This window comes from Erwinia sp. 2186 (assembly GCF_057812255.1).
In genome coordinates this window covers 1,558,518-1,584,390 of the sequence record NZ_CM173824.1, presented here as the reverse complement: position 1 = coordinate 1,584,390, position 25,873 = coordinate 1,558,518, and the positions used below count along the sequence as shown (strand labels likewise).

5 protein-coding genes are annotated in these 25,873 nt (G+C 59.4%); all 5 read right to left on the bottom strand.

Going from position 1 to position 25,873, the window contains the following annotated elements:
- Nucleotides 1-66 precede the first annotated feature (66 nt).
- Nucleotides 67-1,185 carry a porin OmpC gene (gene ompC / locus ACXKZG_RS07190; protein ID WP_041692069.1) on the bottom strand — a complete coding sequence of 373 codons (1,119 nt, stop codon included), beginning with the start codon at nucleotides 1,183-1,185 and terminating at the stop codon, nucleotides 67-69.
- A 593-nt stretch (nucleotides 1,186-1,778) separates the two neighbouring features.
- A complete protein-coding gene (locus ACXKZG_RS07185; protein ID WP_013203047.1) occupies nucleotides 1,779-2,948 on the bottom strand; it encodes a beta-barrel domain-containing protein in 1,170 nt (389 codons plus the stop codon).
- The gene (locus ACXKZG_RS07180; RefSeq protein ID WP_013203048.1) at nucleotides 2,945-5,098 is read right to left on the bottom strand and encodes a type I secretion system permease/ATPase; all 2,154 of its coding nucleotides are present in this window, start codon (nucleotides 5,096-5,098) and stop codon (nucleotides 2,945-2,947) included. Before ACXKZG_RS07180 ends, ACXKZG_RS07185 begins: the two co-directional genes overlap by 4 nt.
- Before the next feature lie 34 nt (nucleotides 5,099-5,132).
- Nucleotides 5,133-6,437 (bottom strand): TolC family outer membrane protein, encoded by a 1,305-nt coding sequence (locus ACXKZG_RS07175; RefSeq protein ID WP_049789663.1) that lies wholly within the window; start codon nucleotides 6,435-6,437, stop codon nucleotides 5,133-5,135.
- A gap of 470 nt (nucleotides 6,438-6,907) precedes the next feature.
- A complete protein-coding gene (locus ACXKZG_RS07170; protein ID WP_488875903.1) occupies nucleotides 6,908-25,111 on the bottom strand; it encodes an Ig-like domain-containing protein in 18,204 nt (6,067 codons plus the stop codon).
- Nucleotides 25,112-25,873 lie beyond the last annotated feature (762 nt).

The window sequence follows — 25,873 nt, the reverse complement described above, 5'->3', positions numbered from 1 at the left end:
AGGGATGAAGCGGAATACGAGGGATGGTAAACGAGGGAGCGCAGAGGCCTGCGCTCCCCAAACAGCTTAGAACTGGTAAACCAGACCCAGTGCCACGACGTCATCGGTGTTAATGCCGGCTGCGTCGGTGAAGTTGTTGTCATCCAGCAGGTTGATTTGGTAATCAACATAGGTAGACATGTTTTTGTTGAAGTAGTAGGTCGCGCCCACATCAACATATTTTTTCAGGTTCTGAGAACCGTAACCTTCGATGTCGCTGCCGCGTGAGCTAACGAACGCCAGGGAAGGACGCAGACCGAAGTCAAATTGGTACTGAGCAACCAGTTCCCAGTTGTCCGCGGTGTTAGCATAACCGTAGGCATCAGAACCGCTTGAACCGAAGCGAGTGGCGTTCAGTGAACGGGTGTACATCGCCGCCAGGTAGATGTTATTCGCATCATATTTCAGGCCGCCGGTGTAAGCCGTTGCTTTGTCACCACGACCCAGAATGTCCTGAGTTGCTGCGCTGCCGCCATTCTGCTCATTGGTACGGTCAGAACTGAACATTGCTGCACCGATACCAAAGCCTTCGCCCAGGTCGTAAGTGGTTGACAGACCATAGCCATCGCCATTTCCGCCCAGTACGTCACGGCCAGTCGCAGATTCGGTATCGCTGTCATTTTTGCCCTGATACTGAACGGCAAAGTTCCAGCCATCGACCAGACCAAAGAAGTTGTTGTTACGGTAAGTCGCCAGGCCGTTAGAACGCTGGAACATAAAGTTGTCCGCGCCATAGGTGTCACCACCGAACTCTGGCAGGACGTCAGTCCAGGCGCCGATGTCATAGGCTACGCCGTAGTTACGACCGTAGTCGAAGGATCCGGCATCGCCGAACTTCACACCTGCAAAGCCAACACGGGTAAAGCTGTTTGCTGTCCCTTCAGACTCAGCTGTGTTCAGCGCTGCCTGATACTCCCACTGGCCGTAACCGGTCAGCTGATCGCTGATTTGGGTTTCGCCTTTAAAACCGAAGCGAACATAAGACTGGTCGCCATCAGAACCGTCGTTATCGGAGAAATAGTGCAGACCGTCTACTTTACCGAAGAGGTCAAGTTTGTTGCCATCTTTGTTGTAGATTTCAGCCGCGCCCGCTGAACCGGCGATCAGCATCGCTGGGACCATCAGGGAAAGAACTCGAAGTTTCATTTTAATACCCTCTAGTTATGTGCCTTATTATGCCACTGCTTGCTGAACGTCGAATTTTCAGCCGGCAACCTCATACTAGAGTGCGGTGCGTAATAATCTATAAAGAAAATGATACTAAATTTCCGAAACTGTTTCAGAGTACAAAGTATATATTTCAAAATGTAAGTTTAGGGGAACTTTCATACAGCACGTATCGATAAAAAATATAGCATTTATCATCAAAATTCAGGCGATGCTTTGTTTTTCATCAAGTTATGTAAGGTTAGCTTGCTAAGCACTGAATGATAAAAATTTTCAGCCATCAGGGAATATAATGATCTCGCTATCATCATTTTATTTCAGTATTACCTTCATTCACCCCGAATGAGATTGTTTTACCCTATTTCCCGCCGAGCTTGATGCTCGGCATTTTTTTATTCTTTTTTCAACAAACCGTCAATTTAAGTAAAGATAATTACGGTAAAACAATAACCACATCCCCCTTGCCCGTTTTTTCCGCAATTAAGCACAAATAATCAAAAAAAAAGCCACTGATAAAGATGTTAATTATTCCGTGGAAATAACCCTCATCAACTATTCAGTGGCGTTAATTTCTAGCGTTCTCTCATCGATTCTTTAACTTTATTCAGCGGCTTAATCAGATAGTCCATGACCGATTTTTGACCCGTTTTAATTTCAACATTCGCCACCATTCCGGGGACAATGGGGAATTTCCGCCCGGCCTTGTTGGTTAACTCCGCTTTTTGCGTACGAACGTAAACCCGGTAGTAGTACTGATCGCGCTTCACCTCATCCTGAATGGTATCTGGCGAGACGGTTTCCACTTCGCCCGGCAGATCGCCATAGATAGACGAGTCATAGGCGGTGACCTTCACCGTGGCCGGCAGGCCGGGACGGATGTAGGCGATATCCCGCGGGTTGATGCGGGTTTCAATCAGCAGCTGATCCTCCAGCGGCACGATTTCCATCAGCTTGCCGCCCGGCTGCAACACGCCACCGACGGTGGTCACCTGAATGTCCTTTACGATCCCGCGCACCGGTGAATACAGCGTCGCACGGGTGAGCTGATCCTCTTTACCGGTCACCACCTGCAGCTGAGCATCCAGGTCGGCGTTGTTTTTGACCTGCTCTTCCCTCGCCCGCACCGCGTAGTCATTTTTGGCTTCATCGATTTTGCCCTGCAGATCGCTGACCTGGCGGCGAAGACGAATGACTTCCACCTCACCCGCCGCCCCTTTTGCCACCAGCGGTGCGGTCATCCTCAGTTCGTCCTGCACCAGCTTTTTCGCATCTTCCAGGTTTTTAACGGTTTCCGACAGGTTACGGCGACGGGATTGATACAGCTGGGTTTCCCGCGCGACCAGCTCCGGCTCTTTCAGCGTCTCGGCACTGAAGGCCAGCGGCGCACCGGTCAGCTCGGCCTGTAAACGCTCTGCGGAAGCACGCAGCGTTCGGGCTTTGGAGGCAGCCTCACCGAAGTTCGACTGGAAGCGGGTAGGATCCAGTTTTGCCAGCACCTCGCCCTTCTCAACAATATCCCCTTCATGCACGTTGAGCTGGTCGACGATACCGCCGTCCAGACTCTCAATCACCTGGGCGCGGCTTAACGGCGTCACTTTACCGGTGCCGACGGTGACCTCATCGAGAATGGCAAAATGGGCCCAGACAAAGAAAATCACCAGCGCAGCGGTACATAGCCAGATGATGGCGGAGGTTTTGCGCTCGTTCTGCTTCATGCCGCGGTCGACCATAATCAGGCTCATGCTGCATCTCCCCGCGCCACGTTCTGTTTCGCCGTTTGCGCGGCGGCGTTGCGAATGATCTCATCGCGCGCACCGTCAGCAATAATGCGGCCGTTATCCATCACCACAATCCGGTCTACCAGCTTGAGTAACGCCGGTCGGTGCGTCACCAGCACCAGCGTGCGGCCGGAGAGCCAGCCCTGCATCTGACGGATCACATGGTCTTCAAGCTGCTCATCCATTGAGGCCGTCGGCTCGTCCATTAGCACCACCTGCGGCTGGCGCAGGATCATCCGGCTCAGCATCACCATTTGACGCTGACCACCGGACAATCCCCGGCCGCCTTCATTGATTACCCGATCGAGGCTGGCGGCATCCTGCTGCACCAGGCTCAGCGCACCGCTGATCCGCAGTGCCTGCAGCATCTCCTGTTCGCTGGCATGAGGATTGCCCAACATCAGGTTTTGCCGCAGCGTGCCAAAGAACAGGCGGGAATCCTGCGACAGCCAACCCAGCTGGCGGCGCAGGTCGACGGGATCGATATGGCGAATATCCACGCCATCGACCACCACTTTCCCCTGAGTGGCCATCGATTGTCCGGCCAGCAACCGCAGCAGGGTGGATTTGCCCGCGCCCACCTTGCCGAGAATGGCGATACGCTCGCCGGGTTTGATTTGCAGCTGTCCAATATTGAGCACGTTTTTCGCGTTTTCTTCATCGTAGCTGTACTGAACGCCCTTCAATTCATACTGCCCGGTCAGGGTTGGGCAGTGGGCCATTTCCCCTTCATCCACCTGATCGAGCGGCTTTTTCAGCAATTCGTCCAGTCCGGTCATCGCGCTTTTGGCATGTTGCCAGCGGGAGAACACCATCGTCAGCTGCATCAGTGGCGCAATGGTGCGTGAAGACAGCATGCTGCTGGCGACCAGCGTACCGGTGGTGATATCGCCATTCAGAACCAGATAAACCCCGAACACCAGCATGCTGGCATAGGTCAACTGCTGGACAGTGGAGGCCCAGCCGGTCAGCCGCGCGCCCCACAGGCGTTGCTGCATGCCCACCGCCGCGCTGACTTCATGGGTCTGTTCCCACTGGCGCTGGAAGTAAGGTTCGGCCTGCAGGGATTTGATGTCTTCAATCCCTTCAATGGTTTCCACCAGCACCGCATTGCGCAGCGCGCCTTCGCGCAGCCCTTCTTTCGCCAGTTTCGCCATCGGGATCTGCACCAGCAAACCCGGAATGACAATCAGCGGGATCGCCAGCAGCGGCACAATCACCAGCGGGCCGCCGATAAAGGCCATGATAAACAGGAACAGGATTACGAAAGGCATGTCCGCTGCCGCACCGACCGTGGTGGAGGTCAGCAGTTCGCGCACCTGATCGATTTCGCGCAGTTGCGAAATAAAAGACCCGGTTGATTTCGGCCGGGCCTCATTGCGGATATTCATCGCCCGGGCAAACAGCATGGAAGAGACTTTCAGGTCAATGCGCTTCCCCATCAGGTCGGATACCTGGGTACGCATCAGGCGGATCAGATATTCAAACACCGCCGCAATCAGCACCCCGGTAAACAGCACCCACAGTGTCGGTTCTGACTGCGCCGGGATCACCCGGTCGTAGATCTGCATCGAGAACAGGATCCCGGCCAGCGCCAGCACGTTACCCACCACCGACGCCAGCGAGATCTCGGCGATCTTGCGCCCCATGCCGCGGAAGTTTTCCCAGAACCAGTGCTTTTTATACGGCTTAACGAATTCATCGATGCGCGCATCACGCCCACGCGCCGCGACGCCAACAATCCCGACCTGCTCCTGACTTTGCGCCAGCAACAGCGCAAGCTCGCTTTCGCGCACCACATCACCACCGTCGCTCAGCCAGTAACGCGCTTTGCCTTCCGCATCAATGGTTTCGACCACCACCACGTTGCCATTTTCCATGATCAAAATGACCGGCGTTACTTCCTGCCGCCAGCGGATTTTGTCGCGCGGCATCATGGTCATATGCAGCCCCAACAGGCCTGCCAGTCTTTCCAGCTGCTGGGCTGGCGTCAGGTGTTCAAACCAGCGCATCTGCTGGCGTAAGGTGGAGCCGTCCGCAGGTTTGCCAAAACGCGCGGCGACACGCAGCATGGCGTCAATCCAGTTCTCAGTGCTTGCGGTTTGTTTGTTCATAGTACTGCCTTAAAAGTTGCGTGTGCTTCAAGCGTCACAGTGACGGCAAGGTTTGCCCACTGGTGGCTTCGCGATCAATCCCCATAATGTCCAGCAGATTGTCGACCGCTGCGGCATAACGAACCGTGGCATCCCAGCCATCATAAAGTGCCATCAGGCGACTGCTGTCGGCCTGGAATACATCCTGCTCCACGCTCAGCAGATCGTTGAGGCTGCGCTTATTCAGCTTGTACTCATCGGCATAAACCGCGCGGGTGTGGTCGGCGCTGCCCAACTGGGCCTCGCCGGCGGTTTGCCGTTGCTGGGCACCGATCATGTCGGCATAGGCCGTGGAGGCATGCTGATTGATATCCAGTTTCGATTGCTGAATCGCGGCCTCGGCCGCTTCCCGGTCGCCTTCTGCGGCGCGGGTTTTGGCATTGACCAGTCCGCCCTGATAGAGCGGTGCCTCAACCTGCAGCTGCAACTCATCGTCCCAGTAGGATCGGCTGCTGTTTTCATAGCGGGTACGGCCGGCCTGCACTTTGATGGTTGGCCAGTGGTTAGAAGAGGCCTGACGGACGCGCTCCATCGCCGCTTCCTGTTTGGCCTGCGCACTGCGTACCGCAGCGCTTTTTTCGTAGGCGATTTTGTCGAGGGTGATTTGCTGATTGAGCAACGACTGCGGCAGCTCCGGCAAATCGTTGGAGACCACGCCGGTCAGCACCGTCAGCTGCGCCTGCGCCGAACGTTCCTGCGCGCGGTACTGTTCGAGCGTGGCGTGCATGCCCGCAATGCGGGTTTCGGCCTGCAACACGTCGGATTGCGAACTCAGCCCGGCGTCAGCACGCAGTTTGGCAATGTCCTTGACGTGTTCAAGCGAGGCGACGTTATTGCGCGAGGCGTCCACCAGCGCCTTGTAGCGCTTGACCTCCAGATAGGCTTGCAGCGTGTCCTGCGCCACGGTGGTCATGGTGTCATAAAGGTCGTAGCGGTAGGCATCGGAGAGTTTATGCTGCTCGTCGATGGCGCCGCCGGTGCGGCCAAAGTCATACAGCAACTGGCTCAGCGTGATGCCGCCGGAACCATTATTGTTCAGGCTGCCGGCCGAATCGGTCTGCTGTGACCGCCCGCCGGTGGCTGAAAGGGAAATTTGCGGATACCACGCACTTTCGGCGGCATCGAGATCGGCTTCGCCAACGTGGATTTGCGCCGCCGCTTCGGAAATTTTGGGATTACGGGCAAAGGCGCGAAGGATGGCATCGCGCAGGGTTAAGGTGGCGATTTGCTCCTCGGTCGGTGCTGCACGCCAGTTGAATTGAGCTTTCGGCTCTTTTGCTGCCAGCGCAGCCTGTCCCATTGAAGCGCAAAGTGCGCCGATACAGAGTGACAGCCACACTTTCTTCAATTTACTGCCTGTATACACCATCGAAATTCCCTTGTGCACCGGATATTAGGTAAAGGCATGCGGTCGAAAGATAAAGCAGCGCTTTATTTTCCAGAAGCATAAGCTAGCCAGCGCCGAAGAGGGAGCTGAGCCTGACCCGGTGTCGGACGGATTACAGAGCAACCCGCCACAAGAGAAATGGTTAGAACAGCAGCCATGACATCTTGCATAAAAAAGAGGGCATCCCCTCTAAATGGCAAGATCGCCGTTCAAGGCGATCTTCTTATATTAGTATTATTGGTCTTTCTTTACGCAACGTTAACACATTGCCTTGACTGTCTTATTTTATAAGAACCTTTTGCAAAAGCCAGTAACTGTTAACCTCCTCTTAACCTTAGACGCCCTGCACGAGAATTTCCTCTCTCGTGCAGGGAAAGTCTTTATCAGACCACGTGAACCTGCAGATTGTGCTGTACCAGCACGTCGCCGAGCGTGTTGGCCGAAGAGAGCGCCGAGTTGTGATAAACGTCAAACGTTTGTCCATCAACGGTCCGCTGCCCTGAGGTTGCCCATACGCCGCCATCGCCGTTGGCCAGCGTCACCTGGTCACCGGTGGTCCCTTTAATCACCAGGTCGTTGGTCTGACTGTCGGTGATATTCAGCGCTTCGTTGAGATCCAACTTCACGCTGTTGGTGCCGGCTTTACCGAGGTCGATCACCTCAATGTGCTCAACTTTCAGCCCCAGTGAGGTGAGATCGAGGGTCATATGCTCACCGTTCAATACCAGCGTATCGGTACCTGCCCCGCCGTCGATATGGGTAAAGTTCAGCGAGTTCACGGTTACCGTGTCGTTGCCCGCACTCCCGGTAACGGATGCCCCTTCCACCGTGTGACCATCCGCCAGGGTGATCACCACGCCGCCAATGGTGTAAGCACTGCTGTCTGCCACTGCCGCCGTGTCGGTCGCCGTCGCTGCGGCGGCCGTTGCATCATGCGTGGTGGTGCTGGTATCCGTACTGCTGGTATCACTGCCGGTCACCAGAGTGGAATCTACCGTCGCGGCATGGGTCACCGCCGTGGTGCTGGTGTCCGTGGTGGTGGAGTGCGTTGACGCCGCGGCAGCCGAGGTATCGTCGGCCACCACCGCCATCATCACCGAGGCGGTGGCGACAGAGGCGGTGCTGACTGGCAACAGCGAACCCAACAGCAAGGTGTTGCTGGTTGATGCCGGGTTACCCGCCGCATCCACCGCCGTCACGGTGACGATGCTGCTCAGACTCAGCGCCGTCAGCAAGCCGCCAGTGAACTTCACGCTGTAGCGACCCAGCGCATCGGTGGTGGCCTGCAAGGTGGTGCCGTTCAGGGTGACGTTCAGTCGGGTGCCCTGCGCCAGGTTCAGCGTGCCGCCCGATACGGTCAGACCGGTCAGCAACACGCTGACCAGGCTGAGGATTGGGTCGACGCCGATGGCGGGCAGATTATGGGTTACCGCGGTAAAGGCATCGCTGGCCGTCGAGGTATTGCCCACCGCATCGGTCAGCGTGACCGTCACGTTGGTCGAGCCATCCGCGATGTTTTTCAGCGCTGCGGAAGGCACGGTGACGCTCCAGGTGCCGTTGGCCAGCACCGTGGTGGTGTAGACATTCCCCGCCACGTTAACCGAGACCAAACTCCCTACCGCATTGGTCGAGGTACCGCTGATGGTCTCGGCGACATTGGCTTCGCTGAGGTTCAGATAGTGGTCGCCGCCAAACACGCTGCTGTTGGTGATCGCCACGGTTGGCAGCGTGTGGGTGCCCACCAGTACCGTGGTGGCTCCGCTACCGACATTACCGGCGGCGTTGGTCAGGGACGCGGTGACCGAATCCGTGCCGTCCGGCAGGGCAGCCAGCGTTGCGGCCGGAACCGACACGCTCCATGCCCCGCTGGCGCCCACGGTGGTGGTCAGCGTAGCCGTGCCGACTCTCACCGTGATCACCGAACCTTCGGCATTGGTCGAGGTACCGGAAATGGTCTGCGCACTGAGGGCATCCGTCGCATTCAGCAAGCCATCACCAAAGACGCTGGAGATGGTTACCGTTGGCGGCGTCTGCGCAATCACGCTTAACGAGCCGGTATTGCTTGCCTGGTTGCCATACGCATCGGTTGCGGTCGCCGAGGCGGTCAACGTGCCGTTAGCCAGGGCGGTCAGGTCGGCTTTCGGTACGCTCAGGCTCCAGCTGCCGCCGCTACCCACGGTGGTGGTGTAGGTTTTGCCGCTCAGCGATACGCTGACCGTGGTACCCGCCGTCAGGTTAGTTGAAGACCCGCTGATGGTTTGCGCCGCGTTCAAATCGCTGGCACTCAGCACACCGTCACCAAACACCGTGTTGAGGGTCAAGGTTGGCGTGCTGTGAATGCCAACTTTCAGACCCGCGCTGGTGCTGGCCACGTTCCCCACCGCATCCGCGACCGAGACACCGACCGTCAGGTTGCCGTCCAGTAAGGTGCCGAGGATGTTTGGTGCAACCTGCGCGCTGAATACCCCGCCCTGACCCACGGTTGCGGTCACGGTAGAGCTGCCCAGATTAATGGTCACAATTGAACCGGCGGCGACGCCGTTACCGACCGTACCGCTGATGGTTTGCGTCACCAGCGATTCCAGCAGGCTAAGCACCCCGTCACCAAACAGCGGATTCAGGGTGATGGTTGGCACCTGCAGCCCAACCAGCGCGCTGGCTGACGACGCCGTGGTGTTGCCTGCGCTGTCGGTCACGCTAACCCCAACGGACAGATTACCGTCAGTGAGTCCCTGCAGAAGAGTTGGTGTCAGCGCCAGGCTGAAGGTGCCGTTGGCTGCGGTGGTGGTGACAAACTGCGTACCGCCGATGGTAACCACCACGCGGGATCCTGCATCCGCGCCGGTAATGGTTCCGCCAATGGTCTGACCCAGGACCGCATCCGCCACGTTCAGCAGGCCATCACCGAACAATGGATTGATGGTGATAGAAGGCGCGGTCAGTTTGACCACCGCGCCGGCGCTAACGACTGGCGAGGTGTTCCCCGCCGGATCGGTCACCGACGCGGTAACGGTCAGATTACCGCTGGTCAGGGTGCTTAACAGGGCCGGCGTGATGGTGGCGGTAAAGGCACCGTTGCTGCCGACGGTGGCATCCACCGTGGTATTACCGACGGACACATGGACGATGGATCCCGCCACGGCATTGTTAACCGTCCCGCTGATGGTCTGATTGGTCAGCGCATCCGCAATGTTCAGGATGCCATCGCCAAAGATCGATCCGATCGACACGGTTGGCGTGGCGGTAAAGATGCCGACGTTCACCGCCGTTGAGCTGGTGTTCCCCGCCGGGTCGACAACCTTAACCCCCAGCGCCAGCGTGCCATCGGTCAGCGCAGCCAGATCCAGTGGTGGAATGTTGACGCTCCAGCGACCCAACGCATTCACCGTTGACTGGTAAGATTTGGTGCCCAGCGTGACGGTAACGGTTGAACCGGTTGCCGCCGTGACGGTGCCGCCCACCGTTTGGGTTAAGGCAGCCTCGGCGATATTCAGCAGGCCATCGCCGCCAAACAGCGTATCCAGCGCGCCGATAACCGGTGCGGTAAGGATTGTGGTGACGGTTTCGCCGATGGTTCTGCTGTTACCCGCCGCATCGGTCAGCACCAGTTCCAGTTCCGTACTGCCTGGCTGCAGCGCACCCAACAGGCTCGGCGGTACCACCAGCGCAAAGTTGCCGTCCTGGCCAACGTTAGCGGTCAGCGTGGTGCCGCCCAGCGTTAAGGATACCGTCGCGCCGACGCCAGCGGAGGTTGCCACACCGGTAATGGTCTGGGCAACGGCCGTGTCGGCAGCATTGAGGAAGCCGTCACCAAACAGTGAGTCGACCACCAGATTCAGCGCGCTGTTCACCACTTTATTAATGGTGACCGTGGCATCGGTCTGATTACCGGCGGCATCGTCGACACGCAGGCCAAACACCAGCGTGCCGTCGGTCAGGCTACCCAGCACTTCCGGCGTCAGTTGAATGCTGAAGGTACCGTTTGGCTGCACGATGGCGGTCGCAATCGGTGCACCGTCGCCGAGATACAGACCAATGGTCTGGCCTTCGGCCCCGGAGGCGGTACCGGTCAACAACTGCGTGGTGAGGATATCGGTGGCGTTCAGCAGGTTATCGCCCAGCAGCGCCTCCACCTGAATCAGCGGTGCGCCGGTATCCACGGTGAAGGTATCCGTAGTGGTCGTGAGGTTACCCGCCGCATCGCTCAGGGTGGCGGTAATGGTATGACCGGTCTGCGTGAGCGCCTGCAGGTCACCAGAAGGCACGCTGGTGCTCCAGCTGCCGTTTGCCTGCACAATCGCGGTATAGGTTTTGCCTTCCAGCGTCACGGTGACCGCTCTGCCCGCCTCGGAAGTGGATGCGGTGCCGCTGATGGTCTGCGAAACCGCAGCTTCACTGCCATTCAGCACGTTATCGCCAGCAAATGCCGCGATGGTCAGCGTTGGCGCTACGCGGTCGACGAGGATTTGCTCGCTGGCCGTGAACGTGCCGTCGTCCACCGTGACCAGTTGCGCCTGAACAGTGTGGGTCCCGTCGGCCAGGTTCGCTGGCAGATTCGGGATAGTCACCGACCAGGTCCCTGCGGCGGTCGCTACCGGATAGGTGCCGACCGGCACACCATCTACCGTGACGGTAATGGTTCCCGCACCCGTTAAGGCTGGCAGATTGGCAAAGGTGCCGCCAATCGTCAGCGTGTCACCATCGGTGAGGTTCACGATATTGTCAGTCGACACCGGTGCCAGCGTTAACAGCGGCGTTGCCGGCAGCGTCAGGTCTATGGTGACGTCGGCACTGGCGGTGCCGATATTGCCAGCCGCATCGGTCACCGACACCCCGATGGTGCCAGTGCCGCTGGTGCCAAGCTGCGCAATTGCCGCTGGCGTAACGTTCACTGACCAGCTTCCATCAGCCTGTACCACACCGGTCAGCGTGGAGGTACCGATGGTGACAGTCACCAGCTGTCCCGCGCTGGCGCCGACGGTGGTTCCGCTCAGCGTCTGCGCAGACAGGCTTTCGACATAGGTCAGCGCATTGTCGCCGGTAAACGGCGTAATGGTGACGGTCGGTGCCTGGGTATCCACCGTGAAGCTGCCCGCCACGGTGGTGGCATTGCCGGCACTGTCGGTAGCCACAACTGTGACCGCCTGCGTACCCTGTGCCAGCGCACCCAACGCGGCCGCGTCGAGATCCAGCGTCCAGACACCGTTGGTGCCGGCGGTAACGTCATAGTTAGTGCCACCAACGGTGACCCTCACCGCCTGGTTAGCGCCCGCCGTACCGGTCAGAGATGCACCGGCTGTGGCTTCTGCAAGATTGAGGAAGCTGTCGACAAACGGCGTCGCCAGCGTAGCCACCGGGGCCGTCAGTGCCGCGGTAAAGTCGAGGGTTTCCGTGGTGCTGTTGCCCGCCGGATCGGTGACCGTCACGTTGACGCTGTGCGTCCCTGCGGTCAGGCCGCTCAATGTGCCCGCTGGCAACGCCACCGACCAGTTACCGTCAGCATCGACGGTGCCGGTATAGGTGACGCCCGCCACGTCGATCCTCAGCTGTACGCCCTGATTAGCGCCGGTGGCACCGGTGGTGCCGGTCAGCGTTAACGCGCCGGCCGCTTCCGCGATGTTCAGTACGCCATCGCCAAACAGGGTATTGATGGTCGGATCCGGTGCGGTCAGTACGGCGGTAAAGTCGAGTGCCGCGGTATCGCTGTTACCCGCGCTGTCGGTGGCGGTGACGCTGACGGTATGGGTGCCGTTGGCCAACGCGCCCAGCTGCGCGGGCGTCAGGCTCAGCGACCAGTTGCCGCCCGCATCGACGGTCGCCGCGACTGGGTTACCGTTGTTGAAGCCGCTGATGGAGACATTCACCGTCTGGCCCGCACCGAGTTTACCGGTAGAGCCACTGATGGCCTGCGCCAGGGCGGCTTCGCTGATATTCAGCTGGCCATCGCCAAACGGCAGATTGATCGACACGTCAGGCAGATCGTTAATCGCCACCAGCAAGGCACCGCTGGTCGTTCCAACGTTGCCTACGCTGTCGGTGACGGTAACCGCAATTGGCCAGTTGCCATCCGGCAGCGTGGTCAATACGTTGGCCGGTAGTGCCAGACTCCATTGCCCGGTCGCCGTATCCACCGTCGCGGTATAGGCCGCGCCGTTAATATTGACGCTCACCGTCTGCGCACCGGTGATACCGGTGACGCCCGTCAGCGCACCGCCTGCTGCCGCTTCCGTGGCATTCAGCACGCCATCGACAAACGGCTGCACCAGCGTTGGTGCCGGCAGTCCGGTGATGATGGCGGTGAAGTCCAGCGAGTCGCTGCTGCTGTTACCCGCGCGATCGGTGACCACCACGTCAATGGTATGCGTGCCGTTGCCCACATCCGCCGCCATTGATGGCGTCAGCGTGGCGCTCCAGTTGCCGTTAGCATCGACGGTTGCGGTGACGACATTATTATCAATCCGTAATTCGACCGTCTGGCCCGCACCGACAATACCGGTGGTGCCACTGATGATTTGATCGACACCGGCTTCAGCCGCATTCAGGGCGCCATCGACAAACGGAACCGCAATATCAGCGACAGGCAGCGTATTGACCAGCACTTCAATACTGCCGTTGACGCTGGCCGGGTTGCCCGCCGCATCCGTAGCGGTGACGGAAACCTGCAGCGTTCCATCCGCGAGGCCGCTGAGCGCCCCGGCCGGGATGTTCGCCGACCAGAGGCCGTCAGCCTGAACGGTGCCCGCGAAGGTCAGGTTACCAATGGTCACCTGAACCGCCGTGCCGACATCCAGGTTAGTGGCGGTACCGGTGAGGATCTGTGCCGCCGTGACTTCGGCTGCATTGAGCAGTCCATCCACAAACGGCGTCGCCAGCGTCAGCACCGGCAGCGTATTGATCGCCACGCCCAGATCCAGCAGATCCGTGGTGGTATTGCCGGCGGTATCGGTGACCGAAACGCCGACCTGCGCAGTGCCATCAGGCAGCAGCAGCAAATCACCGGCCGGAATAGTCAGGCTCCAGGTGCCGTTATCCGTCACCGAGGTGGTGTAGGTTTTATTGTTCAGCGTCACGTCAATGGTCAGTCCCGCTTCAGACGTCCCGCCCACCAGCAATCCGGCGACCGCTTCAGCCAGATTCAGGATCTGATCCGTTCCGGCACCTAAGGTGACGTCGAGGATCGGTGGATTGGTGTCGACGGTGAAGTTTTCGCTGCTGGTGGCAGGGTTGCCCGCCACGTCATTGCCGCTGGCCGTCACGCTGTTGCTGCCCTGATTCAGCGCCTGAACATCCGCCGCCGGAACGGTTGCCGTCCAGTTGCCGTCCGCATCCACCGTGGCGGTGTAGGTTTTGCTGTTGAGGGTAACGGTGATGTTATCCCCGGCGGCAATATGCTGGCTGGTGCCGGTGATCTGCACATCACTTCGGGATTCATTGAAGTTGATCACATCATCGCTGGTCACCGGGTTAATGGCGATCACCGGCAGTTCGGCTGCCTGAGCAATCACCGTTACCTGATGCGTTGAGCTGGCCGGATTGCCGGAGGTATCCGTTACCGACACGCTGATGGTCTGCGCACCGTCCGTCAGCGCGCCAACGTTAGCGGCCGGCACACTGGTGGTCCATGTGCCGTCTGCCAGCACCGTGGTGGTATAGGTGACGTTGTTAAGCGTAATAGTGACCGTCTGTCCTTCCGCCACGTTAGTGGTGGTTCCCGCAATGGTCAGCGGCTGTCCGGCTTCGGCCTGATTAATGTAGTCATCACCGGAGACGATGCCCACGGTAATGGTTGGCTGGTTAGCCGGAGACGCATCCACCGTCACCGTCAGATTCTGCACGGTGCTGTTCCCGGCGCTGTCGGTCAGCGTGGCGGTGACCGGATAGGTGCCATCGGCCAGGGTTTGCGTCACGCTGGAAGGCAGATCCAGCTTCCAGGTGCCATCACTTTGCACCGTTTGCTGATAGCTCTGGCCATTAAAGGTAATGGTCACCTGCTGACCCGCTTCGCTCACGGACGCGGTACCGCTGATGGAGACTGGCTGCAGGATCTCAGCCGCATTGATGATGTTGTCGCCGGCAACCGGCGTCAGTGCCAGCGTCGGCGCAACCAGATCGACGGTAATGGTGGTGTCGATCGTACCGGTATTGCCCTGCGCATCGGCGGCGGTCACGGTGATGGTCTGGATCCCGTCGCCCAGGCCCTGCAAGGTCGCCGTGCTGAGTGGCAGGGTCCAGTTGCCGTTGGCATCCACCGTGGCGGTGAAATCAGCGCCATTGATGTTTACGGTGACGGTTTGACCGGCCCCGCTGACGCCTGTGGTGCCGGTCAGCGTCTGATCGGCCCCGGCTTCGCTGATACTCAGATAGCCATCGACAAACGGTGTGTTGATGGTCGGCTGCAGCGCTTCCGTCGCCACAACCACCGTGGTGGTGATGGTGCCGGTGTTACCTGCCGCATCACTGAGGCTGACATTCAGCGGATAGCTACCGTCTGCCGCAGCCTGCAGTAAACCGGCTGGCAGTTGCAGACTCCAGTCACCCTGGGCATTAACGGTGGTGCTGTAGTTTTGTCCATTGAGGGTGACCGTGACCGTCTGGCCTTCCTCTGCGCCCACGCTGCCACCGCTCACGGTGATTTCCGCGGCGGCTTCACCGTTGTTCACCACGCCGTCACCCGCGACAGGATTCAGAGACAGTGTTGGTGCAACCGTATCCACGCTGAACGGGATCGCCAGTATATTGCTGTTGCCGGCGACGTCGGTGACGGTCACCGGAATACTGGTATCACCCTGCGCCAGGGTTTGCAGGGCCACAGACGGCACGGACACCGTCCAGTTACCATCCGCATCCACCACACCGGTATAGGTCGTGGTGCCAATCACTACCGAGACGGTCTGACCGTCGCCGGTGACGCCGGTGGTGCCGCTCAGGGTCTGCGTCAGCGCGGCTTCATTACCGTTCAGCACGCCATCGGAGAACGGTGTATCGGCAGTGGCCAATGGCAGATCGTTGACGTGAACATTCAGGATGCTGCTTCCGGTGACGGTTGCGCCGGTATTGTCGGTGACGCTGGCGGTCAGCGTTACCGCCCCGTCCGGCAGACCGGCCAGTGAAGAAGCCGGAATAATGGCATTCCACACGCCATTGGCGCCCACCACGGCCGTAAAGGTCTGGCCATTAAAGGCCACGGTCACCGTGCTGCCTTCGGCGACGTTCGCCGTGGTACCTGAAACAATCAGCGCATCCTGCGCTTCTTCGGCATTCAGATAGCCATCGGTGCTCAGCGGATCCAGGCTGATGCCTGCAGCCTCACTGTTAACCGTCAGGCTGTGGGTGGCAGTGACCGGGTTGCCTGCTGCATCGCTGACCGCCACGTTGAAGGTGGCGGTGCCGTCAATCAGTGCTGCCAGCGCGGCGGATGGAATGCTGACGCTCCAGCCGCCGCTGGCCTGTACGGTCGCTTCATAAACCTGACCGTTAAGGGTCACGGTGACGATCTGACCGGCTTCGACGTTAGTCGTCGAGCCGCTCAGCAGCTGCGCGGTCTGCTGTTCAGCACCGTCCAGAATGTCATTGCCGGCAAAGGTGTTAACGGTAAGGGTTGGCAGCGAGGCGGCATCGGCTTTCACCGCCAGCGTGCTGTCGACCGTGCTGCTGTTGCCTGCCGGATCGGTGGCGGTCACGCTCAGGGTATAGTTGCCGTTGGTCAGCGCAGCCAGGTCGCCTGCAGGAACGGTCACCGTCCACTCGCCGGTATCGTTAACCTCAGCGGTGTATTGCACGCCGTTCAGGGTGATCTGAACCGTTGCATTCGCTTCGCTGCTGCCATTGACCACCAGTGGAGCGCCCTGCTCAGCCGCATTCAAAATGTTGTCGCCGGCAACCGGCCCCACTGCAACCGCAGGTGGCAGAGTATCAACCGCCAGGGTGAGATTGGCGGTCGCCGGATTTCCGGCCGCATCGCTGACGTTAACCACCGCAGTGGTATCGCCCTGAGGCAGCGCCTGCAAGGCATCAGCCGGAACGCTGACGCTCCAGTTGCCGTTGCCATCGACCGTACCGCTGTAGGTGACGCCATTAATGACGACGTTGACCGTCTGACCATCGCCGGTCACGCCGGTGGTGCCGGTCAGGGTCTGCGGAATGCCCGCTTCCTGACCGTTCAGGGTGCCATCAACAAACGGCAGATCGGTGGTGACCACCGGCAGATCGGTAATTGCCACGGTCAGCCCGGCAGTGCTGGTCACCGGGTTGCCAGCCGCATCGGTACTGGTCACGGTGAGCTGCAGCGCGCCGTCAGGCAGGCCCTGCAGGGTTGCCGCCGGAACCGAGATGCTCCAGCTGCCATCCGCCGCCACGGTGGTTGGATAGGTTACGCCATTCAGCACCACGGTTAACGCGGCACCTTCCGCTACGTTAAGCGTTGTTCCGCTGATGATCAGCGGATCCTGGGCTTCGGCGAAACTCAGGTAGCCGTCGCCGCTGACCGGGTTAATCGCCACGCCGCTCAGGCTGCTGTTAATGTCAAAGTTGCCCGGCAAGGTGGTGATGTTGCCGGCCGCATCGCTGACGGTGACGCTGTAGGTCTGGCTACCCTCAGCCAGTCCACCCAGCGCAGCCGCTGGAATGGTGACGCTCCAGTCACCACTCGCCTGCACCACGCCGGTGTAGCTGACGCCATTCAGGGTCACGGTGACCAGTTGGCCTTCCTGCACATTGGTGGTGGTGCCGCTCAGCAGCTGATCAACCTGCTGTTCAGCGCCATCAACCACGTCGTTTCCGGCGAACGCATTCAGCGTCAGCGTTGGCAGCGAATCGGCATCAACGACGACGTTCAGTGGTGCATCCTGCGTGGTGGTATTACCGGCCAGATCGGTAGAGACCACGGTCACGGTGTAATTGCCGTTGGTCAGTCCGGCCAGTGCATCGGCCGGAATGTCCAGGCTCCACTGGCCATTGCTGCCAACGGTGGTGAGGTATTCGGCTCCCTGGAAGGTCACGGAAATGGCCGCGCCGTTTTCCCCGGTCCCGCTGACGGTCAGGGGTTGCGCCTGTTCAGCCACGTTCAGTACGCCGTCTCCAGCGATGGGGGCCACGCTCAGCGCCGGTGCGGTCAAATCCACCGCCAGCGAGGAATTGGCTGAAGTGCTGTTGCCCGCAACATCCGTTGCCGTCACGGTCACCGGATAGGTGCCGTTGGTCAGCGCCGTGGCATCGGCAGCCGGTACCGCAACGGTCCAGTTGCCATCGCCATCGACCGTGCCCTGATAGGTCACGCCATTCAGGGTGACACGAATGCTGTCACCGACCTCGCCCGTACCGCTAATCGCCAGCGGCTGGCCCTGCTCACTGGCATTCAGCGAACCGTCGCCAGAAATCGTTGCCACAATCAGCGCCGGTGGGGTGAGATCCACGGTGACAGTCCGATCAACCGTCACCGGCTGGCCGGTGGTTGGCGTCGCGGTGACAGTCAGGGTGTATGGGCCATCCGTCACGCCCGCTAAGGCACTGGCAGGGATCGCTGCGGTCCACAGCCCGTCAGCACCGACCGTGGCGGTGTAATTCGTGCCGTTAAAGTTGACCACCACGGTGGTGCTGCCATCCGCCACGCTACCGGTGACGTTAACGCCCAGCTGCGCTTCGGCGGCGTTGACGATATCGTCGCCCGCCACGGTATTGACGATCACCGTGGTATCGATAGCGGTTTCGACGCTGACCGCAGGGGTCTGCACCGCGCTGTTACCCGCGGCATCGGTAACCGTCACGGTGACGGTATTGTTCCCTTCGGTCAGGTTGCCCAGCGTGCTGGCAGGCACGGTAACGCTCCACTGCCCATCCGTACCCACGGTGGTGTTGTAGGTCTGTCCGCCCAGCGTCACCGTCACCGCATCGCCCTGCGTACCGGTACCGGTAATGGCCAGCGGCTGGCTCTGTTCAGCCAGGTCGATGATGTTATCGCCCGCAATGTCATTGACGGTAAAGGTTGGCGCTGCGGTATCCACGCTCAACGGCAGGTTTTGCGTGGTGGTATTGCCATACACATCTGACGCCACGATCTGCAACGCATAAGGACCGTCGGCAAGACCGGCCACCACGGTTTGCGGCACAGTCACGCTCCAGTTGCCTGCATCATCCACCGTTGCCGCGTACGTTGTGCCATTCAGCAACACATTAACGGTATCCCCAGGGGAGACCGTACCGCTCAGCACCAGCGCGCTGGCCTGTTCTTCCTGATTAATAATATTGTCGCCGCCGGCCACATCACCGGTAGTCAGCGTTGGCAGGGTGGTTGCCACGGTAATGTCCGGGACCGGCGTAATGGTGGCGGTGTTGCCCGCGATATCGGTGACGGTCACGGTGACCGGCGTGGTGCCCTGCGGCAGCGCCTGCAATACGGTGCTCGGCAGATCCAGTGACCAGACGCCAGAGCTGTTGACCGTGGCGTTGTAATCCTGGCCATTAATATTGACGACAACGGTCTGACCGTCGCCGGTTTGGCCGGTGACCCCGGTCAGTGTCTGTTCCACGCCCGCTTCGGCATTGTTCAGCACGCCGTCGGTAAACGGCGGCGCCAGCGTCGGTGCCAGCGTCGGTTCGTTCAGAACCGTCAGCGAGCCATCGCTGGTCACGGTGGTGCCATTGCCTGCCACCACGCTAACGGCGGCATCCACCGGGCCTTGCGGTAACGCCGCCAGCGCGGTGGCCGGAACCGATACGCTCCAGCTGCCGTCGGCATTGACGGTGGTGGTGTAGGCGACACCGTTAAGGGTAAAGGTGACCAGGCTGTCGACCGGGACGTTAGTGGTATTACCGGTGACGTTCAACGCGGATTCGGTCTCAACCGCATTCAAATAGCCATCGTCGCTGAGCGGATTGAAGGCGATGCTGCTGAGGGTGTTATCCACGCTGAAGGTTTTGTCGGTGGTGCCGGTATTGCCGGCCAGATCGGTCACGCTGACGCTAAGGGTTTGCGAGCCATTGGCCAGGGCGGCCAGATCGTTGGCGGGAACGCTCACCTGCCAGCCGCCGCCGGTTTCAACGGTAGTGACATAGCTGACGCCGTTCAGCGACACGGTCAGCGTTTGCCCCGCTTCAACGTTGGTGGCGGTACCGGTGATCAGCTGGTTCACCTGCTGTTCGGCACCATCGATGACGTTATTGGCGGTGATATCCGAGACAAAGATGGACGGAATATTTTTATCCACCACCAGCGTGGTGCTGGTGTCGGTGGCATTGCCCGCCTGATCGCTGGCGGTAACGTTGAGGGTATAGCTGCCGTTCGCCAGACCGGCCACCACGTTGCCCGGAATCGTCAGCGACCACACGCCATCCGCATTGACCACCGCGGTGTAGTTAACATTGTTCAGCTCAACGCTGACCGTGTTGCCGACTTCGCCGGTGCCGTTAACCACCAGCGGTTGATTACTCTCGGCCGCATTGAGGTAGCCGTCAGAGGCCGGATTCACCGTAACCGTTGGCGGCGTTAAATCGACGTCCAGCGTGCGCAGGACAGACGTCGAGTTACCGGCAGCATCGGTGGTGGTGACCTGGACTTCATAGCTGCCATCGGTCAGCGCAACCAGCGCCGCTGCCGGGACATCCACACTCCAGTTACCGGTGCCGGTCACCGTGGCGGTATAGAACTGCCCATTCAGCGAAATTGTGACGGTATCGCCAAATTCACCGCTGCCGCTTAAGGTCAGTGGCTGGCCCTGCTCTGCCAGATTCAGGCGATTGTCTTCGGCGATGGCATCAACCGTTAAGGCCGGTGCCAGCGTATCAACCTGGAAGCTGTCGTTCAGCGTGGTGCTGTTGCCTGCCGAATCGGTCGCGGTCACCACCAGCGGATTGTTCCCCTGTGGCAGCGCCTGCAGCACGGCATTCGGCAGCGAGACCGACCAGTTGCCGTTGGCATCAACGGTGCCGGTGTAGGTGATGCCACCCAACACAATCGACACGCCCTGACCTGCGCCAGTCACGCCGGTCGATCCGGTGAGGGTCTGATCGGCGATCGACTCTGCACCATTTAAGGTGCCATCCACAAACGGCGTATCCACCACCAGCGCGAAGTCCGGATTCACATCGGAAGTCAGGCTGTGGGTGGTGGTAATAACGTTGCCGTTCACGTCGGTGGCGGTTGCCGTTACGGTCAGATCGCCATTCGGCAAGGTGCCCAATGCCGCAGCCGGCACGGTGACGTTCCAGCTACCGTCAGAGTTAGTGGTGGTTTCGTAATCGACGTTGTTAAAACGCACCAGGATCCGCGCGCCAAAGGCCACAAAACGGCTGCTGCCGTGGATCACCAGATCGTTTTGCGCTTCAACATTATTCAGCATGTTGTCATCGCTGATCGCGCCGATGGCGATGGCGCTGAAGGTGTTATCCACGGTGTAGTTGCCGGTGGTGGCCGCCGGGTTGCCGGCAACATCACTGACGTCGACGGTATAGTTTTGCGTGCCGTTCGCCAGCTGGTAGAAGGCGCTGGCAGGGACCAGGACGCTCCAGCTGCCGTCTGACTGCACGGTCCCGTTGTAGGTTTCGCCGTTCATGGTGACGGTCACAACCTGACCCGCCTGAACATTGGTGGTGCTACCGGTGACAAACTGAGACAGGCCTTTTTCAGCCCCATCCAAAATGCCGTCGCCGGTAAACGGTGCCACGCTGATGGTTGGCAGATCCGCCGCGTTGGCGATGACCTGCAGTGTCTGGGTGGTGGTGCCGACGTTACCCGCCGCATCGGTAGCCTGCACGCTGACGTTGTAGCTGCCGTCAACCAGCTGGGTGACCGTGGCCGCAGGAACGGTGACAGTCCAGTTGCCGTCAGCATCGACGGTAGCGGGGTAAATGCCGCCGTTCAGCGTTACCTGCACCGTTGAACCCAGTTCCGCAGTGCCGGTAAGGGTCAAGGCTGCGCCGTGCTCGACCGCGTTGAGATAGCCGTCACCCGAAACCGGCGCCAGGCTCACGTCAGGCGCAGCGGTGTCTTTGAGGATTGGCGTCAGTTCGGTGGTTTTATTGCCGCCCGCATCGGTGGCGGTGACGCTAAGGTCATATTTACCGTCTGGCAGCGTTTGCAGGGTTGAAGGCGACACGCTGACGCTCCAGTTCCCCGCCGCATCGGTGCCGGTATTGTAGGTTACACCGCCGACCACCACGCTGATGGTGCTGCCGGCTTCGGCGGTACCGCTGACGACCAGCGGCTGATTCTGGCTCTGGCCATTAATGGCGCCATCATTGCCGAACGGGGCGACCGTCAGCGCTGGCGGCGTGGTATCCACCGTCACCGGAACCGTAGACGAGATGCTGTTGCCCAGTGAATCTTTCACCGTCACTATCACGTCGGTGCTGCCGTCTGGCAGCGCCTGAAGCACGCCCGGTTGCAGCGTCAAGGTCCACACGCCGGTGTCAGGATTAACGGTGGCCGGATAATCGACGCCGCCAATGGTCACGGTGACCGACTGTTCGGGGAAGGTTACGCCGGTATTACCGGTCAGCGTTTGTGGCGAATCCGTTTCGGTGCTGCTGAGAATATTGTCGCCAAACGGCGCATTCACTTCGATGTTGTTCGGGAACGTGGTGCGCACATCGAGGCTGGCTTCGTTGCTGACCGTGGTGCCACCCGCATCCACCCCGGTGACGCTCACGGTATAGGTATTGTTGGCGAGGCCAGACAGTGCCGCAGCCGGAACCGTCGCCGTCCAGCTGCCGTCTGCGCCGACGGTGGCCGCATAGCCGATGCCATTGAAGGTGACGGTCAGCGCCGTGTTCTCCGGCAGGCCCACGCTGACGCCGCCAATCAGCAGATCGCTGTTGGCCTCATTCGCATTCAGCGCGTTATCGATGCTGATTGCCCCAATGCTCAGCGATGCCACGCTGTTATCAACGTTCACATCCACGGAGCCCGTGGCGGTATTGACGTTACCAGCCAGATCGGTGACCTGGACGGTAAAGGACTGGGTGCCGTTGGTGAGGGTCTGCAGCTCGCTGGCTGGCAGCGTAATACTCCAGCCGCCACCTGCTGCCACCACGCCCTGATAGACGTTGCCGTCGGCCAGCGTGACCTGCACCTGGCTACCGGCCGGCGCATTGGTGGTCTGCCCGGTCAGGAATTGATCCTGAGTGACTTCAGCGGCATTCAGCACGCCGTCGCCGGTTAACGGATCCACGGTCACCGTTGGGCGATTGGCCGGATCGGCAGCGAAGGTCACGTCGGTATAGGTTTCGGTGCGGTTGCCGGCGGCATCGGTGGCGATCACCGTCACCTGATAGGTGCCATCGGCAATGCCGCCTTTGATATCGTCCAGCGAGACTGTCCAGGCGCCGGTGGTTGGATTGACGGTCGCGGTCAGATCCACACCGTTAATTTGCACCAGCACGGTATTGCCGACTTCCGTCTGGCCGTTGACTGACAGCGGCAGCGCCAGTTCGCCCGCGTTGACATAGCCGTCGGTGGAAATGGTTTCAACGCTGACGGTAGGCGCAATGGTATCCACGTCCAGGGTGGTGGTGGTTGGCGCGCTGGTATTGCCATAGGCATCGGTCGCGGTGACAGAAACGGTGGTACCACCCTGCGGGATCGTCTGCAAATCCGAGGCCGGAACGTTAACGCTCCAGGTGCCGTTCGCATTGACCGCGGTGGTGTAGGTGACGCCATTCAGGGTCACGGTGACGGTTTCGCTGCCGTTGCTTAAGCCGCTGATGGTCAGCGGCTGATTCACTTCCGTCTGATTCAGCAACGCATCCGACAGCTCAACGCTGACGGTGGGTGGCGCGGTGACCACATTGACCGGCGTGGTCGAGGTGGAGGTATTGCCCGCCGGATCGGTGACCACCACGGTGATATCGTTGCTGCCCTGCGGCAGATTCTGCAAGGTGGCTGGCGGCACGGTGACCGTCCAGCTGCCGTCATTGTTGACCGTGCCGGTGTATTCCGTGCCGCCAACGGTGACGGTAACCGTCTGCCCGCTGCCGGTTGATCCGGTATTACCCGTCAGCGTCTGTGGCGTCGACGCTTCACCGCCACTCAGCACGCCGTCACCGAACGGCACATCAATCGTGGCATTCGGTGGCGTGGTATGCACCTCAAGCGAAACGGCAGAGCTGTTTTGCACCACCGATCCATCCGCCAGCGTGGCGGTCGCAGTGACCAGATTCGAGCCTTGTGGCAACTGTTGCAGATCGGCGGCAGGCACGGAGGTGCTCCAGCTGCCATCTGCGCCAACGGTGGCGGAATAAGACTTACCGCCGAGCGTGACGCTCAACACGGTGCCGGCAGGAATGCCGGTGGCAAAACCAGAAATCACCAGCGAAGACTGGGATTCTGTGGCGTTCAGCTGGCCGTCGCCGCTGAGTTCACTGATGCTGATACTGCTGACGGAAATCGCCTGCACATCGAAATTATGCGAGGCAGAGACCGAAGCACCGGCGGCATTAGACACCGTCGCGGTGATGGTGCTCTCGCCATTGGCCAGGGCCTGCAAAGCCGAGGCGGGCACCGAAATACTCCAGCTGCCGTTAGCCCCAACCGTTGCGGTGTAGGTTTGTCCGCCCAGTGAAATGGTAACGGTCTGCCCTTGCTGAACGTTGGTGGTGGTACCGCTCAGGGTTTGCGGCGTCGATCTTTCTGCCCCATCCAGCACGTCGTTTCCGGCAAAGGTATTAATCCCAATGGTTGGCGCGTTAGGCTGGGTGATTTCAGGCTGGACGGTGAACACATCGGTGCCGGTGGCGGTGTTGCCTTCGGCATTGGTGACGCTGACGTTGATGGTGTTGCTGCCGTTTGGCAGCGCCGCCAAATCTGCCGCAGGCAGAGAAATACTCCAGCTGCCATCGGCGCCCACGGTGGTGGTGTAGGTTTTGCCGTTCAGCACGATGGTCACCGTGCTGCCCGCTTCGGCGTTGGTGGTGGTGCCGCTCAGCGTCTGGTTACTGCCCTTCTCGGCCTGAGTCAGCACATCGTCGCCGGTAAACGCATTAACACTGACAGTTGGCGTTAGGGGAGTCGTTCCGCCGCCGTTGTTACCACCGTTGTTTCCGCCGTCGGTCCCGCCATTGTTTCCGCCGTCGGTCCCGCCGTTGTTATTATCGTCGCCGCCACCACCACCGCCGCCACCGCCGGCAATCGCGCCGACCGCCAGTCCAGCCAGACCCAGCGCACCAATACCTGCAGCGGTGATCACGCCGTTAGACGCGCCGGTATCCGCCAGCAGAAGCGGTTCGATCGATCCCAGAGATTCATATTCCGGGGTGACCGCCATGGCGGTCTGGGCATCGGCGAACTCATTGGTGATCGGGAACAGCGCGTGCTCAGGAGGATTAACGCCATCGTCGAAGACCAGCTCGCTGTGGTCACCATCGACGTCGTCGAAGAAGAATTGTTGATAGCGAACCACGCTACCGTCGCGCATGTGCAAAATCAGGTCGTTACCCTGGCGCTCAAACCCGGTCACCATGTCTCGGGTACCGTGAATTCTCACTACGCTGGGTTGATTCAGAAGGACGTTATGGGACAAGCCCGCATTGGCCTGTGACAGGATTTTTCCATCATCGCGTGAAACGATATCTACGCGGCCATCATTGAGCTCTGCCATGGGTAACCTCTATATGCACCAGAAATTTTCATTATGTGTTTCGCGCGAGAAAATGAAGAAAACCTTCACTATCAGACGCAAAGCAAGGGATAACCAACACTCGAAAGTGGTTTGGTTTTTACCTGGTGCATAACCGCTCCCACTGGAAGCGAAAAGAATTACCTGTGGCGCCCAGTCTGGCTGAGCGACTATTTTTTCTAGCTTTTCCTTACACATACTAAGAAAAATCTGTCACCTTTGCGTGATGAATATTTATCAGAAAGATAAAAATATTTAATCAAATACACAACTTCTTAACAAGGGAAGGTGCCAAAAATTGCTAAATAACTGTTGAGTATCGCAGGTAAAGATTTGATTTAACGCAAGGAAAATTCTTATCGATTTAGCGGATTTGAGGAGAAACCTAACCCAAACCGGTTTATTCCCGGATAATTCAGCGGCGTTACTATGCGAAAATTTCCATTAGATTCGTGATAATCAGCACAACCTGACCTACCCTGAACCGGATGAAATTTAATCACCGCCGGTTGAGGTTCCAGCGCGAAATCGCGGTTTTTTCATGTAACACCAATGATTTGAGTTAAATCCAGATTTCGCTCCGTTTCGCCAGGAGTTATCTGTAAATTGGCATTTAGCCGACAAATCTGATTAACAGCTCTGTTTTTCCCTGTTATTAACCTGAAGGCCCTTATAGATCCGGCCTGCCTGCCGCAACGTTTTCGGCTCTGGCTGGCGGGAATCTTCTTTAATGTTGCTATTTGT